Here is a 15,048-nt window from a genome sequence, read left to right as displayed (position 1 = left end):
GATGCCCGAGTTGAAAAACGTGAAACAGGTCAGCGACGGCTGGCTGAAGAAATACGTGCTCACCTACGAACTGCCCGACGGCCGCGAGTTGCCCTACGAGGTGGTTTCCCGCAAGGCGCTGCAGCGCTACGAGGACGAAGTGCGCGATACGGCCGCCGCGGAGCCGTCGTCGGATGCCGTGTGCGTCGTGGGGCATACGGCCGATGACGCGTTTCTGCTCATTCGCGAATTCCGTTATCCCATGAACCGGATGTGCGTGGCGTTTCCCGCGGGTCTGCGCGAGCCCGGCGAAGATGTCGTGGAATGCGCGGCGCGCGAGCTGCGTGAAGAAACGGGCTACGATCTGGTGCGCGACGAAAACGGCCGCCCCACGAACGCCCGTGCGTCGTTGCAGCCGGGCTATTCGTCGCTCGGCATGGGCGACGAAAGCATCGCGATGGTGTTCGCCGAGGTCGAGCGCGTGGGAGAGCCGCGCGTGGAATCGACCGAGTTCATCGAGTCGTTCGAGCTCAAGCGCGAAGACATCCCGCGCTTCCTCGAAGAGAACCGCGACCCGCTTTCCATCCGCTGCCAGCTGGTGCTCGAAATGGTGGCGAACCCGCCGTTCGCGTAAGGCGCCGCCGATATTACATGCTTTTGACCTGGGATCGACGTGTCTCTTGCCTGGTGTTGGCCTGCGCTTCGTATGCTGAAGTCGAAGACGTGAGAGGTTGCTCGCAAGGCGAAGGAGGCGTTTTCATGAGTACGGGTCTGTTCAGCGGCGCGTTCGCGACCGCGATGTTGTCGGCGGCTTGTTTCTCGGTAGGGTTCATGGCGCTTGTCTATTGGCTCGCTCGCAAGCATCGCCTTTAGGGCGGCGCATCGAAGCGAAGGCGGCGTGCGGTTCGATTCGTGGCTGCGGCCTGGTTTTTTCGTCGCGTGCGGCGCATCCGGCCGTTTTCGTAGACGCATCCGTCCGCCTTCGCTACCATAGGGCGCATGACTACGACTACCCCTGCATTCATGGATGCCCCGGCATCCGTCATCAAGGTCGCCAATCTTGAAAGCGGCGCCGAAATTTCCGTTCCCGTGCATGATAAGGGATCGGATCAGTTCGCCGCGCGCTTCAAGAAGGTGGCCAAAGAGCGCCGCAAATGGGCGCGCAAAAACGATGTTTCGTGCTATCGCATCTACGATGCCGACCTGCCCGATTTCTCGGTGGCGATCGACCGCTACGACGGCGTGTGGAAAAGCGAAGGCGAAAGCTGCCTGATCGTGGCCGAATACCAGGCGCCGAAAAGCATCGATCCCGAAAAGGCCGAAGCGCGTTTCCGCGATGCGGTGGCCATCGCATCAGCCGTGACGGGCATTCCTTCGGGACGCGTGTTCGCCAAGACGCGTCGCCGCGAAAAGGGCGGCGGCCAATACGTCGACCAGCAGAAAGACGGCTACCTCATGTACACGCAGGAGGCCGGCAACGTGCTTGAGGTGGACATGGGCAGCTACCTGGACACGGGCATCTTCCTGGATCATCGCGTGACCCGCGAAATGGTGGGCGGCATGGCCGAGGGCAAGCGCTTTTTGAACCTGTTCTCGTACACGGGCACCTGCACGGTGCACGCGGCGGTGGGCGGCGCGGCCAGCACGCTGACGGTGGACCTTTCCCAGACGTATCTTGATTGGGCCAGGCGCAACATGGCGCTGAATGGCTGCGAAGGTCCCGAGCATCGTTTCGAGCGCGCCGATGTTTTGCAGTGGATGGTGAACGCGGTGAAGCAGGGACGCCAGTTCGACCTGATCTTCGTGGATCCGCCCACGTTTTCCAACTCGAAGGCCATGGGCAAGAACACCTGGAGCGTGCAGCGCGACCACGTGAAGCTGCTGTCGCACGTGGTGCGCCTTTTGGCGCCGGGCGGCGTGGTGGTGTTCAGCTGCAACCTGCGCAACTTCAAGCCCGATTTCGAAGAACTCGAGGCGCAGGGCGTGAAGCTGACCGACATCACGGCGAAAACCATCCCTCACGATTTCGAACGCAACCCGAAGATCCACTGCTGCTATCTGGCGGAACGCGCGTAGGCGTTTGCGCCGGGTAACGGTTGTCGCGCAAGCGGCGAGGCGGCGCGACGGCACTGCTGTTGTTGCTGCTGCTGCTTGAGTCGGTCTTAGCGGTTGACCAGGTTGACCGGTGCTATTCGCGGTGCGGTGCAGCTATGATTGCGCCGCACGGAGCGGGCTTTCCCGATTGCTTGAGGAGCCTGCTGCGGCGCGGCCTCGGTTCGCTTCTGCTTAGGCTAGAGAAGGCCCGCTTTCGGATGCGAGAATGCGGAAGTCCGTTTGCCGATTTCGGCATTCGTTGGTAAGTTGTGGAGAACGCGTGATGGCCCGCGTAAAATACAATCCAAATCTTGCACTCCTCATCAAAGGCGCGTAATATAATTTCCTGCCCTAAGGGGCTTATACATATTGCGGGGTGGAGCAGTCTGGTAGCTCGCCGGGCTCATAACCCGGAGGCCGTCGGTTCAAATCCGGCCCCCGCGACCAAATTCTCAGGCATCCATCGGGTGCCTTTTTTATTTGATTAAATATTCGTCTTTTAGCTCCGTTTCGAATACGGCTTGGTTCCTTCTGCGTTTTGCTTATAGGCGGCCTTATTGGAGACGGTGAGAGCGCTGCGTTGGAGGGCCGTTTCGAAAGACGGCCGTCCTGGATACCGGGTTCGTTGTCCCGTGCGTGAATTCGGGCAGTGTTCAGTTGATTTTCGAGGGTTTTGCGAAATAGTCGCCTCTGGCGCTTGGGCTCAGAAAGAAATTCGAGGGCCTGTGCCGTTTTTCCTCGGGCCATTTCATTTTTATGCGCATGCCGTCGGTTTGCCTTTTCTCGGTTAGGCGGGGGCTGCCATATGGTGAAACGAGGGAAAATCAAAACACGAGGAGGTGTTCTTATGCATCGTGAAAACAGCGGCATCAATTCCGATAATTCAGGATTGACCAGGCGTAATTTTCTGACTGCTGCATGTGGGGCAGGAGCTGTTGCTGCCGCCGCGGGCGTGCTTGCGGGCTGCGCACCGACCGATGCTCCTAAGGAATCTGTCGGAGGAAAGGAGGACGAGGCGCGAGAGGCTTTCGAAGCCGCATCCAGGCCTATTGATCCCATTGATGCGCCGGATTCTTGGGACTATGAATACGATGTCGTCGTCGTTGGCTCGGGTGGCGGCGGCATTACCGGTTCGGTTCGTCTTGCTGACGAGGGCCTTGCTGTGGCTATGCTCGAAAAGAATGAGAAAACGGGCGGAACTACGGCATACGGCGGAATGTTCGTCAATGCCGGTGGCCACAGGGGAGCGAATGAGGCGCAGTGGGCTCTGCCGAGCTACCCATACGACCCTAATAAGGTCGTTGCTTGGATCAACGACCAACAGCAGATGACGGTCGACGCCGATCTGCTTTATGCGATGGCGGTCGAGGGTCCGAAGTGCATCGACTGGATGGAAGATAATCTGCAGGTTCCTTGGGTTCCTATGACTCCCGGTCCTTCTGGCTATCAGAATCTCTATTGGGATGGGCAGATTACGAAGACTAATTCCATCCAGATTAATTGCTATCCTCTCGAAATGCTGACAGAGCGCGCGAAAGAGCACGGGGTTGACGTGCATACGAGCACCGAGGTTCAGGCTCTCGTCGTCGATGGCGGCAGGGTTGTCGGAGTGAAGGCTGTCCAGGACGGCGCCGAGAAGTTCTATCGCGCTAAACGTGCGGTCTTGCTGACGGCGGGCGGGTTCGAGATGAATCGCTCCATGCTGAGCAAATATACGCCGAATTGCCTTAGGGGCATCGTCAATGTTGCTACTCCTCCTTACAATGACGGTGCTTGCATTCGCATGGGCCTTGGCGTCGGTGCCGACTTGTCGGGTTACGAGTCTGTTGCCTGCTTCGACGGCAGCGTCGAATGGGCTCCTTATGATGAGTTCGAGCCGCAGATGACCGCCCATGTTAACAAGGATGGCAACCAGGCCGTTCGCCAGCCGTGGCTCCTTATTAATCGAATGGGTCAGAGGGTTCCTTATATGGGCGCTTTGGGCCGTTCGTATCCGTATGAGACCGCTTCGAAAGAAACGCTCGTTACGGCTTTGACCGACCAGGCTGCTGTTGAGATGAGCCAGCCGGGTGGCCGCACGTATGTGTGCTTCGACTCCAAGTACGAACAGCTTGTTATGGATAACTATTTCCAGCAGGCCGTTTGCCGCGTCGGTAAGGTCGTCGACGAAAACGATGAGCTTATTGATCGCGTTCCCGAATGGCAGAGGGATTGGCGCGAAGGCTTCCAGAATATGGTCGATGCCGGTGCCGTCAAAAAGTGCGATACCATCGAGGAACTCGAAGCTGCCCTCGGTCTGCGTGAAGGCGTGCTGGTCGACGCGGTGGCGAAGTGGAACGAGGCATGCGAAGCCGGTGAAGATAACGTGCCTACGTACAAATACGACCCCAATTGGCTCGTGCCCATCAGTGAACCTCCGTATTACGGCGCCAAGATCGGCGGCAATATCTTCGCTACGAAGTGCGGCCTGCGAGTCAATCCGAACATGCAGGTCATCGACCAGGAAGGTGCGGTTATTCCCGGCTTGTATGCTGGCTGGCACACCGCAGGCGGATCGAACGGCGAAAACAACATTGCAGGTAAGCCGTTCAATGGCCTGTATGGCGATGTCGGATTGTCTTACGTCGGAGGCTATATGGCCGCTGGCGGTATCCTTGCCGAATAGATTTAAATAACCCCTCCAGGAAAGAGACGGAATACTCCGTCTCTTTCTTTTTCGGATCGTTTGGGTTTCGCGCAGAGCCTTATCGGTCACCGATGGATTCGGCGGCGCATCGAAAGGCGTCAATGAATTTTTTGCCGCAAGACCCGAGCGCCTTCTCGTTGTAGAGGGCATAGACGTCACAGGGCACGAATAAATCTGCGAAGGAAAAGATGCGAGCACCGAGCATTTCTTTGTCTTGAGACCTGGTTCCCGAAAGAACAATTCCGAAAGATGCTGCCTCGTCGACGAATAGCAGATCGCGGTAATCGGAACAAGGCTGGGTGTCTATCGTTATCTTGACTCCCAGTGCGTCGAAATAGCTTTGGATCGCCTGGCCCGCGGCCGCCATGTTTTCTGAATTTCCCAAATGAAGCGTGTACCCCTCTACGTCATATGTGTGGATTTCTTCTGCGTCGTAGAGGGGGCATTGCCGATCGATCCAGAACCGGCATTCGCTTTCGGCGATGCGGATGGATTGGATTGATTCCGGCAGGCAGAGCTGCTCGGGCTCATTTTGCCCCGCTTGTCTGACCCTGACGAAGACGGCCATATCGACGTCTTTTGCGATCAGCGATTCGATGTTTGCATAGGCCCCTGCTGCGAATGTGATGTCGATATGGCAGGGGTTTTCGCTTTCCGCGAGCGCCGATCGCGCATCGAGTATGATTTTTTCAAAAAGCGGGTAGTCGAGCGTGCCGATATTAATGGAGGCCGACCGATTGGCAAAATCGCGGCATTCCTCTATGGCTTTGTCTGCCTGGTTGGTGATGAGGCGCGCGTGCTTCAGGAGAAGGCGTCCCGTCGGCGTCAATTCGAGCCGCGTGCCTTTTTTCTGAACGAGGGCGATTCCAAGCTCGCTTTCAAGGGCATGAATGTGGGCGCGAAGAGTCGGCTGGGCCATGAACAGTTCCTGGGCGGTCTTCGCGTAGTTCATGGTTCGTGAAAAGGCGATGTATTCTTTCAAAAACGATATATCCATGGCGTCCCTCCCTATGCTAAGTATAGCCGTCATTATGCGCGGGCGTATGCGCTCGTGCATATGCCTTGAACTTATTAAGGCGGTTAGGCGCGTGTGCGTGCGTCTAAGGGGAGGCTTGGCCGGCATATAAAAGAGGCCGTGCATGGTCCTCTGTTCTGTCGTGGTGCAACTGCCCGGTCGAAAATTCATTCGCTGCTACAGGAAAGCGAGGACATATGCAAAGCAGGCTTGTCGGAATGACGCTTTTTCTTGTCGGAAGAGGCAGGGCTACCATTTCCGAATTGGCCGAGCGGTTCGAGGTGAGCAAGAAGACGGTGGAAAGGGACATTCTGCGCCTTTCTTCGGCAGGGATTCCCGTTCATTGCGAGCGGGGATGCAAAGGCGGGGTGTTTATCGACCCCTCTTACAGAATCGAACGCGGTTCTTTCGATGGCGAGGAGATAGGCGACATAGTTCTTGCTCTGCATCTTCTGGAAAGTGTCGGCGGCAAGGGACGCGGGCGAAGCGTTTTAGAAAAGCTATCTGCTCTTATTCCTGAATTGGCGTATGTGAAAAAGCTTGAATTCGACGAGTATTTGCATATCGAACTTCTGGATGCAGACCTTGGGACGGACGATGCTGTATTCGTTCGAATCAATATGGCACTCGAAGACGAAACGTATCTCGAATGCGTGATTTCTGACGATGTCATGGTTGCGGCGCCCCTTTCCTACGTATTGCGCCCATCGGGCTTGTTTCTGTACTGCTGCGCGGGTGGGAGGGATTACCGACTGATTCCTCTTTGCGCAATAGACGATTGCGCCGTTTTGCCTGTCGAGTTTGATCGCGTCGAATACGCCCCTTATCCGAAAGGGCTTATAAAAGGCTGATTTGCGGCCCGGTCGAACTGCAGGCGGCGTCTTTTGCTTAATCTGTCGGTGGCCTTGCGGATATTGCGAGGCTTTTTTCAAACACGACACCCGCTGTCGTTTTTCGCCTCGTAGCATCCTCTCCCGCTTGAATTGGGTGAGGAGGAGTCAATGGGTAGCATTCGTCGATCGGGCAAGGCCGCATTTGACCTTTTCGTATTTTCCATTCCAATAACCGTCTCTCTTTTTGCGGAGCTTCTGACGGCGGTGACGGATACGTTTCTTGCCGGGCATCTTGGCGGCCAGAGCGCATCTGCCCTGGCCGCTATGTCGCTTGCAGCTCCTGTTATGGGGATTTTTGTGGCGACGCAGTCTCTGTTCGCTCTTCCTATCGGGGTTGTGGTGGCTCGCTGTATTGATGATAGGAAGCGTAGAGATGCTCGTTTTTTCTTTGCGACGACGGTATGCACTGGGGTTTCGGGTTTGTTGTCCGTGGCCTTTGTCGCGAGTATCGGATGGCTTTTGCCCGCCCTTGGTGCCCATGGCGAAGAGCTTGCCATGCTGGAGGGCTATCTTATCGTGCAGGCTGTGAGCAACGTTGCGAGCGCGGTTGGATTCTCGCTGGCAACGGGGATAAGGGCTCTGGGCCACCCGATTGTAGAGACGGTCATTACGACGGCATCGGTGGTTGCCGACATAGCGCTTAACGTTGTTTTTGCATTTGGCCTCGACTTCGGTTTCATGGGCCTTGCGTACGGCACGTTGGCCAGCGAGGTGATATGCGCAGCTGCGTGCGCCGCGTGGCTTGCGCGCGTCCGGCTGCTTCCGGCGCCGCGCATGCTTCATGGCAAAGAGGCGTCGGAATGTTTGCGGGAGATTGTTGAAATCGGTGTGGCTCAAGGGGCTCCGCAGTTCGTTGCGGGTGTTGCGATGGTTTTTTCGAACGCTGCCATGGCCTCTATGGGAACCGATCAGGTTGCGGCGTGGGGCATCGCTCAGAGGTGCTACATGCTCGCGATAACGCCGATGGTGGGGATGTCGAACGCGTCCCAGACGCTTCTCGCGTTGCGTGAGGGGGAAGGAGACGTAAAGGGCGCGAGGTCGGTGGCCCGGGTTGCCGTCTGCCTGTCGGCGATGTTGGGCGCTGCGACGGGTCTGCTTTCCGTATGCGGCGCTGGTGCCGTGACCACTGCTTTCGGAGCAATCGGCTCTCTTGGAGAGATGGCGAAAGAAGGCCTCGTCATCTCGTGCGTTGCGCTTCCTTTTGTCGGCGTGAGCCAGACGGTCGGAGCCGTTCTTATTGTTCGCGGCTTTCCGCGATATGTTATTGCGGCATGTTTGTGCCGTAACGCTGCATTCGCCATCTTGGCGTTGTGCTTCTCGGCGTTTCCGGAAGCGGCGTACGGGTTCGTTGCGATGTCGGCACCCATTTCCGATTGTATCGCCGCCTTCCTGATCATCGTGCTCGGAAGGCGTATTGCGGGTTTTGTCGCCTGTGGCGTCCCTCGTGGCTCCGTGGCGGCTAAGTGCGGTCATTCTCCGAAATTTGCGATTCGACACCCCTCGTTTACTGCTTTTGAACAGGAATTATTCTTAAACTAGGATAATATTAAACAAAAGAAATATGCTAATATGACAATATGACAATAGGCTAATAGATAAATAGCTTATAAGAGCGGGATGCACCGCCGGTCTGTACGACTAAGTTAGGGGGTAATCATGGGGGAAATCTCGAGACGCGGTTTTTTGAAGGGAGCTGCAGCGCTTGGCGCCATGACTGCGGCGACGGGAATGGCCGTCGCTCCGTTCACGGCTTCTGCTGCTGAAGATGCTCCGAAGGGCGAGGCCGAAGTTAAGCACGTGTGGTGTCAGATGTGTGGCGTTTCCGAAACGTATTGCGGAACGCTTTGCACGGTTGAAGACGGTGTCTTCACGCATGTCGAAGGCAATCCATTGGCGGGCAATAACGGAGAGCACGGCGGTCGTACGCTTTGCGCGAAGGGCAATTCTGCTCCTCAGCTCGTGTACGATCCCTCTCGTATTCTGTACCCCATGAAGCTCGTGGGCGAAAAAGGAAGCGGAAAATTCGAGCGCATTAGCTGGGACGAGGCTCTCGACACTATTGCCGACGCGTTGAAAAAGGCTGCAGAGGAATACGGCCCCGAGACCTTCTTCATTCTTTCCGGCCAGTCGGCCGAGGTCGTCGATGTCTTGGGCATGCGCTTCCTTAACCTTTACGGCTCCCCCAATTGGTGCCATAACGGAATTTGCTGGGATCAGCGTGAAACCACGAAAGCATGCACCATCGGTGGCGCCTCCACGTTCCCCGGCCAGATCGACAAGACCAATCTGTTGGTCTGCTGGGGCCATAACAAAGAGAATACCGGCGTCAATCAGACGCGCGGCCAGAATGCGAACCGTCTTGATCAGCGCGATCGCGGCATGATTACCATTGATATCCGCCCGATGCTCAATACGCTAGGCGCGCATTCCGATATTTGGGTTCCTGTGCGTCCCGGTACCGACGGCGCTTTGGCTCTGGCCATCCTGCATGTCATTATCGGCGAGGATCTTTACGACCACGAGTTCTGCGATAACTGGGTCAACGGATTCGACAAGCTTGCCGAGCACGTGAAGCAATTCACTCCCGAGTGGGCTAGCGAAATCACCGGCGTCCCAGTCGAGCAAATCTATCAGATCGCCCGCATGATGGGAACCATCAAGCCTATGGCCTTGATGGACGGCAATGGCTTCGGCGATCAGACCAACGACGGTACCTGGACCGCCGTCTCCATCTTCCTGATCCAGGCCATCACGGGCAATCTCGATGTTCCGGGCGGCAATGGCGCGAGCCTGCAGCTTCCTGATCCGATGTTCGAGATTTCCGATATGGGATGGTTCCTGCCTACGTTCCATAAGTTCGATAAACTCGAGGCTACGCCCGAAGACATCGAGCACGGCTGGCCCGCAGGTACTTCCAAGCTGCTGTGCCCTGAGTTCCCGCGCGATTTCTACAAGGACTTCTGCTACTCGCTCTCTTCGTGCAATCCTCGCGTTATCGAAGCCATCGACTCCGATCACCCGAAGAAGCCCCGCGTGATTTTCTCTCACGCGACCAATTCGCTTTCTTGCTTGCGTCAGCCCAAGCGTACGGCCGAATGTCTGGCCAAGCTCGACTTCCATTTCACCATGGATACGAACTGGAACGATACCTGCAACTATTGCGACATCGTGCTACCCGCCTGCACGCAGTACGAGGCGTCTGACCAGCTTGGAATCAGGAATCGTCTCGATGGTACGTTCCTGGGCCTCAATCATAAGCTTATCGAGCCCTTGGGCGAATCCATGTCCGACTATCGCATCTACGCGGAGCTCGCGAAGCGCATGGGATTCGAGAAAGACTGGTGGGATGGGGATACCGACGGTATGCTTCGCCAGCTGCTGGACGGTTCCGGCTTCACGCTGGAGGAGCTTCGTGCTCCGGAGAACGACAAGGGCGTTTTCGTCGAGCGTCCCGTCGAAGAACGCGTCATGATCGAGCCGGAATACAAGCGTTACAAGGAACTCTTCTCCAAGCTGCCGAACAATAAAGTTCAAGCCTACCATGAGCTTTTCGGCGGCAAGGTCGACAACACGGACGAAGGCACTCTGGGCTATCTTCCCGAGTACGTCGGCGCTCCTGAATCTTTGGCTGGAACCCCCGATATCGCCAAAGACTACCCGCTGGTGTTCTCTGATGTGCACGGACATCGTTTGGCAGAGCACAGCCATCGAAACAATTTGCCGTGGTGTCGCGAAATCGAGCCTTATCCGTGGGTCAAGATCAATCCCGATACGGCGGCGCGGTACGGAATCGCCGATGGCGATTGGGTGAGGGTCGAGTCCCCGCACGGCTGGGTTGCCCTCAAGGCCAAGTTGTTCGAGGGCATTTCCCCCGAGGTCCTTATGGCCCGCCGCGGTTGGTGGCAGGATTGCCGAGAGCTTGATTTGCCTGGCTACGGATATGTCGACGGTGGTGCCGAATGCAACGTTCTTTACGATAACAATCCTGCTAACTGGGATAAGTTCTCTACCGCATCGGCTAAGCAGACTCTTGTCAAGATAAGCAAGTGGGATGAAGAGCCGGCCAAAAACGAAGTCGTCATTGAGAACGGAGAGCTGTAATGTCTGAGCAATTGATGATTTATTGCGACGATGAGCGTTGCATCAAGTGCTATGCCTGCCAGGTTGCCTGCAAGCAGTGGCATGGAATCAAGGCCGGCGGAGTCAGCCGTCGCAACGTAATCGAACACACTTCGGGCAAATTCCCCGATGTCACTCGTGCTTTCCAGAGTCTTGCGTGCCAGCATTGCGCTGAACCTGCATGCGCCAATGTGTGTCCTGCGGGTGCGATTACCAAACGTGCCGAAGACGGTATCGTCGTTGTTGATTCCGAAAAATGCATCGGCTGCCGCTACTGCTTCTTTGCATGTCCTTTCGGCATTCCGAGCTACGACGATGACGGCATGACCAAGTGCGATATGTGCTTGAGCCTTGGAACGGGCGAGGACGGCCGTCCTGAGCCGCACTGCGTGGCGACGTGTCCGACTCGTGCTTTGTATTTCGGAACCGAGGATGAAATCAAAGAAATCCTTCAGGAGAAAGAGGCCCTGAGGCTTGGCGGGCGCGCCAAAGCGCATGAAACCGTAAAGGGCTTCGAATAGAACCTTATCGATGAATTCGGCGGTCGCGTCGCGTTGCCCGCGGCCGCTCGTCTTAGAGAGGAGGTAACCCGATGTCTGGTGTGATTCAGACCACATGGGTATGGGAGCCCGCCATATATTTGTTCTTGGGGGGTCTTGCCGGCGGGGCGTTTTTCGTCGTCACCCTCGTAAGGTTTTTGAGCAAGAACGCATTCCCCAGGGTCACGGTCATCGGAACTTGGACAAGCACCATTGCTTTGGTGGTAGGTTTGTTATTCCTGGTAGTTGACGTTTCCAAGCCCTTCCAGGCCATGATGATGTGGAAGAGCTTCGTGAACCTGAACTCCTGGATGGCTATCGGCGCATGGCTGCTGTTTGCCGCAGTGGCGTTCATGGGGCTTTGCTCGGTGTTTTCTACCCCGAAAATCGTGTCTATCGTCGAGGCATTCTGCAGGCCTCTCGCCCGTCGTGCCGAGGCCATTTCAAAGGTATGCATGGTGGCGGGAGCACTGTTCGGTTTGGGTGTCGCGATGTATACGGGCGTCCTTCTGTGGAGCGCCCATAGCATTCCGCTGTGGAACACCCCGCTTATTCCGGTGCTGTTCACCGTTTCGGCGCTGGATGCCGGCGCAAGCGTCGTTCTTGTCGCTCTTCTGCTCGAGAAATCGGACGGAGCGGCGGCGTTCATCAAGCGCGTAAGCATCGCCTTGGTGGCGCTCATCGTGCTTGAAGCGTGTACGCTTGCGGCGTTGTTCTTCATGCATCTCGAAGGCTCGACAAGCCAGGTTCTTAGTGCGAACACGTTGCTTCATGGCGATTTGAGCATTCAGTTCTGGGTGCTCGTGGTGATTGTCGGACTGGTTATTCCGTTCGTGCTTACCGTTCTTGAGTTGGCGCATGTCGTGCGCAACCCCGAGCTTTCCCGTCTGCTGCATTTCGCTGCAGCTGCCTGCGCTCTGGTGGGAGGCTTCACTCTTCGTTTCGTGATCCTTACAGGCGGCATGCATGCCGTTCTTGTGAGCCCGGATGCCTACCAAGCAATGCTAGGTGTATATACGCTTATCGGTTAATGTGCTTCGCTAAGGAGGAACAAGGATGTCTTTGGACTACGGTGAGCGATTTCTCGTCGCTGACGCTCGTCGCATGGCGTACATGTTTTTTGCCGATGTATTCAGTACGGAGGTAACCGAGGATTTCGTTGCCAACATGGCTTCTTTCGAGGCCGTCGAGGGGAGCAAGCTCGCGGAATTCGTGAATACGCTTGAAGAATCCGATTTCGAGCGGATCACCCAGGACATACGTTCTGAATTCTGCGCCTTGTTCCTCAATATGTCGGCTCATCCCGTATTCACCTCTGAGTCGGTTTATTTGAGCGGCAACCATGTGATTATGCAGGAGCAGCGTAATCAGGTGCTCGATATTTATCGTTTCTATAACCTGGCCGTTGACAAGGACTCCTTCGATTGGCCGGAGGATCACATCTCTATGGAGATGCTCTTCATGGCCCATCTATGCGAATTGGAAAGCGAACTGTGCCATATGGCGTCCGTGGCGAGCGCTGAAGATGAATCGATTTCTATCGATTCTCGTCTCGCCTCCATCGTGTCGGCGCAGAAGGCGTTTTTCGAGGACCACCTTGACCGGTGGGCTCCTATGTTCGCCGATGAGCTTTCTCAGTATGCTGGAACGCTATTCTACAAAGGCGTTGCCGAATACCTTGAAGAATTCTTGGATGGCGAACGTAAGCATCTTATCGAAATCTAACTTCGTCTTTTCTCGAAGTGTTATGAGGTCGTACCGTCTTTTTTCGGTACGACCTCGCTGTTTAGGGTATGCTTGGCTTTGATAGTAAAATATCCCGGAACATGCAATTCGAAGGTTAACTGGTTTGAGCGCTAGCGCAGAAGATAAGAAATCCCTCATTTCAATCGATCAGGACAGCGGTATGCCTATCTGGCTGCAGCTTCGTCACAGGTTGGTATACCTTATCGAATCGGGAATCTTCGAAGAAGGGGAGCGTCTTCCGACCGTTCGTGAACTCTCCGTCAGTCTTGGCATCAATTACAACACGGTAAGCAAGGTGTACCAAGATATCGAGCGTGATGGATATATCAATTCCATGAGGGGAAGGGGTACGTTCGTCGCGCCCATCTGCGGTCATGATGAGAGCGGCTCCAAGGGCGAGGCGGAAGTTCTTACGGATGACTATATTCGAAAGTGTCTGGAATTGGGAATACCTGCCTCACGAATAGTTCTGTTGCTTGAAGGCCGTTTAGCCGAGTTCAATAAGTGATCTTGAGCGGTAGGGGGATAAGATGGCGTTTCGTAGAGTAAAGCAGCAAAGCGAGACCGCGCGGTCGGAATCGTCCCGTAGGCAGGTCGCCGATACGGAGTTCGACCCCAACGACGCTTCACGTATAAGCGTGTACGGGTTCGCTTCGATCGCGTTTTGTGCATCTATGCTGCTGTTCGTGGGGGCTTGGTATTTACTTGCTCCGTTGACGGTAATGACGTTCGTCTTGGCGGCATGCGTCGGCGTCGTTGCCGCCATGAGCGTGCATGTGGTTCCAGAGTGGGAGCGTGTTGTGATTCTGCGTTTCGGCAAGTTTCGCAGAATTGCAGGTCCGGGGTTGTATTTCTGCATTCCGTTCGTCGATTCGATTGCCATCCATATAGACCAGCGCACCATGACGACATCGTTTTCTGCCGAGGCGGCTTTGACTGCCGATTTGGTTCCTGTTGATGTGGATGCCATTTTATTTTGGATGGTCTGGGATGCCAAGAAGGCGTGCTTGGAAGTGAAAAACTATCCGAAAGCCGTTTTACGTACTGCGCAAACCGCGCTTCGCGATGCTATAGGCCAGTTGAATCTTGCCGACATTTCAACCAGGAGAAAGCAGATCGACCACGAGCTCGAAAAGATGCTCGATTCCAAATGCGAAGCATGGGGAATCACTGTATTGTCTGTCGAGATTCGCGACATCGTCATTCCTGAAGAATTGCAGGATGCCCTTTCTCGAGAGGCGCAGGCCGAGCGCGAGCGGAATGCGCGCATCATCCTGGCCGAGGTCGAAAAGGATATTTCTGAAATGTTTGTAGAAGCTGCCGATGTATATGCGGAAAATCCCGACGCTATGAAGCTTCGCGCGATGAACCTGGCTTACGAGGGCGTGTGTAGTTCAGGCGGCGTGCTGCTTGCACCGAGCGACCTTGCCGGCGCCTTCAATGTGGGCGGAAAGGGATGAGGTGCTTTTCGGCGAATCGGATTTTTTTGAGTGCGGTCATCATGCCGGAAGGGGCCTGAATGCCGAACATATTCTTTGGTGCTTCGTGCCGTTATGCCGTGTTTTCGCTGCAGTCGGTGTGCCCTTGATTCGTCATCGGAACCTCTGCGTTTGCTGAGACGGAGTTTTTTGTGAGTGGGTTTATCTGGAGCACCGTAAAGAATGAATAGGTTCCTTAGCGGCGTTTTAGATTTCGAGAAGCTTGATGGAGCCGTCGGTTCAAATCCGGCCCCCGCGACCAAATTCTCAGGCATCCATCGGGTGCCTTTTTTATTCTCCGCGTTCATTAAGTCCGAGAGATATTTGAACAGGGCTTGAGCGGTGGTTCTCTTTTCTGATTGGGCTGAAGGCGAATGCTATTGGTTTTCTCCGCCAGTGCCTCGACGATGGGGCGTTGATTCGGCATTTGCAGGTGACGTGCGCGCGGCGAATATAGTCCTCCGAGACCAAACCTCGCTGCTTTCCGACGGATTCGGCA

At 55.7% G+C, this 15,048-nt stretch carries 12 protein-coding genes and 1 tRNA gene; 12 read left to right on the top strand and 1 reads right to left on the bottom strand.

Going from position 1 to position 15,048, the window contains the following annotated elements; genetic code table 11:
- The first annotated feature begins 1 nt into the window (after position 1).
- From Q6E04_RS03230 to Q6E04_RS03215, 4 genes are all read left to right on the top strand, one after another.
- Positions 2-613, top strand: coding sequence for an NUDIX hydrolase (locus Q6E04_RS03230; protein WP_303249369.1), 612 nt, complete (start codon positions 2-4; stop codon positions 611-613).
- 365 nt (positions 614-978) lie between these two features.
- Positions 979-2,055, top strand: a complete 1,077-nt coding sequence (locus Q6E04_RS03225; RefSeq protein WP_303249368.1) for a class I SAM-dependent methyltransferase — start codon at positions 979-981, stop codon at positions 2,053-2,055.
- 388 nt (positions 2,056-2,443) lie between these two features.
- A tRNA-Met gene (locus Q6E04_RS03220) sits at positions 2,444-2,520 on the top strand.
- Positions 2,521-2,920: 400 nt separating this feature from the next.
- Complete coding sequence (locus Q6E04_RS03215; protein ID WP_303249367.1) at positions 2,921-4,738, top strand: FAD-dependent oxidoreductase; 1,818 nt, start codon at positions 2,921-2,923, stop codon at positions 4,736-4,738.
- A 79-nt stretch (positions 4,739-4,817) separates the two neighbouring features.
- Here the strand turns inward: Q6E04_RS03215 and Q6E04_RS03210 are convergent, their stop codons facing one another.
- Positions 4,818-5,756 (bottom strand): LysR family transcriptional regulator, encoded by a 939-nt coding sequence (locus Q6E04_RS03210; RefSeq protein ID WP_303249366.1) that lies wholly within the window; start codon positions 5,754-5,756, stop codon positions 4,818-4,820.
- 215 nt (positions 5,757-5,971) lie between these two features.
- Between Q6E04_RS03210 and Q6E04_RS03205 the strand changes: the two genes are divergently transcribed.
- The 8 genes from Q6E04_RS03205 to Q6E04_RS03170 all read left to right on the top strand — a co-directional run bounded on the left by Q6E04_RS03205 (position 5,972) and on the right by Q6E04_RS03170 (position 14,531).
- Positions 5,972-6,625, top strand: a complete 654-nt coding sequence (locus Q6E04_RS03205) for a YafY family protein (RefSeq protein ID WP_303249365.1) — start codon at positions 5,972-5,974, stop codon at positions 6,623-6,625.
- 150 nt (positions 6,626-6,775) lie between these two features.
- A complete protein-coding gene (locus Q6E04_RS03200; protein WP_303249364.1) occupies positions 6,776-8,206 on the top strand; it encodes an MATE family efflux transporter in 1,431 nt (476 codons plus the stop codon).
- A 117-nt stretch (positions 8,207-8,323) separates the two neighbouring features.
- On the top strand, positions 8,324-10,768 hold the full coding sequence (locus tag Q6E04_RS03195; protein ID WP_303249363.1) for a molybdopterin-dependent oxidoreductase: 2,445 nt from the start codon (positions 8,324-8,326) through the stop codon (positions 10,766-10,768).
- Positions 10,768-11,307: a 4Fe-4S dicluster domain-containing protein gene (locus tag Q6E04_RS03190; protein ID WP_303249362.1), complete on the top strand. Its 540-nt coding sequence runs from the start codon at positions 10,768-10,770 to the stop codon at positions 11,305-11,307. Before Q6E04_RS03195 ends, Q6E04_RS03190 begins: the two co-directional genes overlap by 1 nt.
- Before the next feature lie 71 nt (positions 11,308-11,378).
- Positions 11,379-12,356: an NrfD/PsrC family molybdoenzyme membrane anchor subunit gene (gene nrfD, locus Q6E04_RS03185; RefSeq protein WP_303249361.1), complete on the top strand. Its 978-nt coding sequence runs from the start codon at positions 11,379-11,381 to the stop codon at positions 12,354-12,356.
- A gap of 25 nt (positions 12,357-12,381) precedes the next feature.
- On the top strand, positions 12,382-13,050 hold the full coding sequence (locus Q6E04_RS03180) for a molecular chaperone (protein WP_303249360.1): 669 nt from the start codon (positions 12,382-12,384) through the stop codon (positions 13,048-13,050).
- A gap of 124 nt (positions 13,051-13,174) precedes the next feature.
- Complete coding sequence (locus tag Q6E04_RS03175) at positions 13,175-13,579, top strand: GntR family transcriptional regulator (RefSeq protein ID WP_303249359.1); 405 nt, start codon at positions 13,175-13,177, stop codon at positions 13,577-13,579.
- A 166-nt stretch (positions 13,580-13,745) separates the two neighbouring features.
- A complete protein-coding gene (locus Q6E04_RS03170) occupies positions 13,746-14,531 on the top strand; it encodes a slipin family protein (RefSeq protein WP_368656399.1) in 786 nt (261 codons plus the stop codon).
- Positions 14,532-15,048: the final 517 nt, after the last annotated feature.

It is taken from the genome of uncultured Slackia sp., assembly GCF_959608125.1.
Lineage (GTDB): Bacteria > Actinomycetota > Coriobacteriia > Coriobacteriales > Eggerthellaceae > Slackia.
The sequence above is the reverse complement of the archived record's forward strand: the minus strand, read 5'-3'. Positions and strand labels throughout refer to the sequence as shown.

Coding starts and splice junctions, on each gene's coding strand:
- Q6E04_RS03205 (WP_303249365.1), top strand. CDS start 5,972: ATGCAAAGCAGGCTTGTCGGAATGACGCTTTTTCTTGTCGGAAGAGGC.
- Q6E04_RS03210 (WP_303249366.1), bottom strand. CDS start 5,756: ATGGATATATCGTTTTTGAAAGAATACATCGCCTTTTCACGAACCATG.
- Q6E04_RS03215 (WP_303249367.1), top strand. CDS start 2,921: ATGCATCGTGAAAACAGCGGCATCAATTCCGATAATTCAGGATTGACC.
- Q6E04_RS03190 (WP_303249362.1), top strand. CDS start 10,768: ATGTCTGAGCAATTGATGATTTATTGCGACGATGAGCGTTGCATCAAG.
- Q6E04_RS03225 (WP_303249368.1), top strand. CDS start 979: ATGACTACGACTACCCCTGCATTCATGGATGCCCCGGCATCCGTCATC.
- Q6E04_RS03230 (WP_303249369.1), top strand. CDS start 2: ATGCCCGAGTTGAAAAACGTGAAACAGGTCAGCGACGGCTGGCTGAAG.
- Q6E04_RS03170 (WP_368656399.1), top strand. CDS start 13,746: ATGCTGCTGTTCGTGGGGGCTTGGTATTTACTTGCTCCGTTGACGGTA.
- nrfD (WP_303249361.1), top strand. CDS start 11,379: ATGTCTGGTGTGATTCAGACCACATGGGTATGGGAGCCCGCCATATAT.
- Q6E04_RS03195 (WP_303249363.1), top strand. CDS start 8,324: ATGGGGGAAATCTCGAGACGCGGTTTTTTGAAGGGAGCTGCAGCGCTT.
- Q6E04_RS03180 (WP_303249360.1), top strand. CDS start 12,382: ATGTCTTTGGACTACGGTGAGCGATTTCTCGTCGCTGACGCTCGTCGC.
- Q6E04_RS03200 (WP_303249364.1), top strand. CDS start 6,776: ATGGGTAGCATTCGTCGATCGGGCAAGGCCGCATTTGACCTTTTCGTA.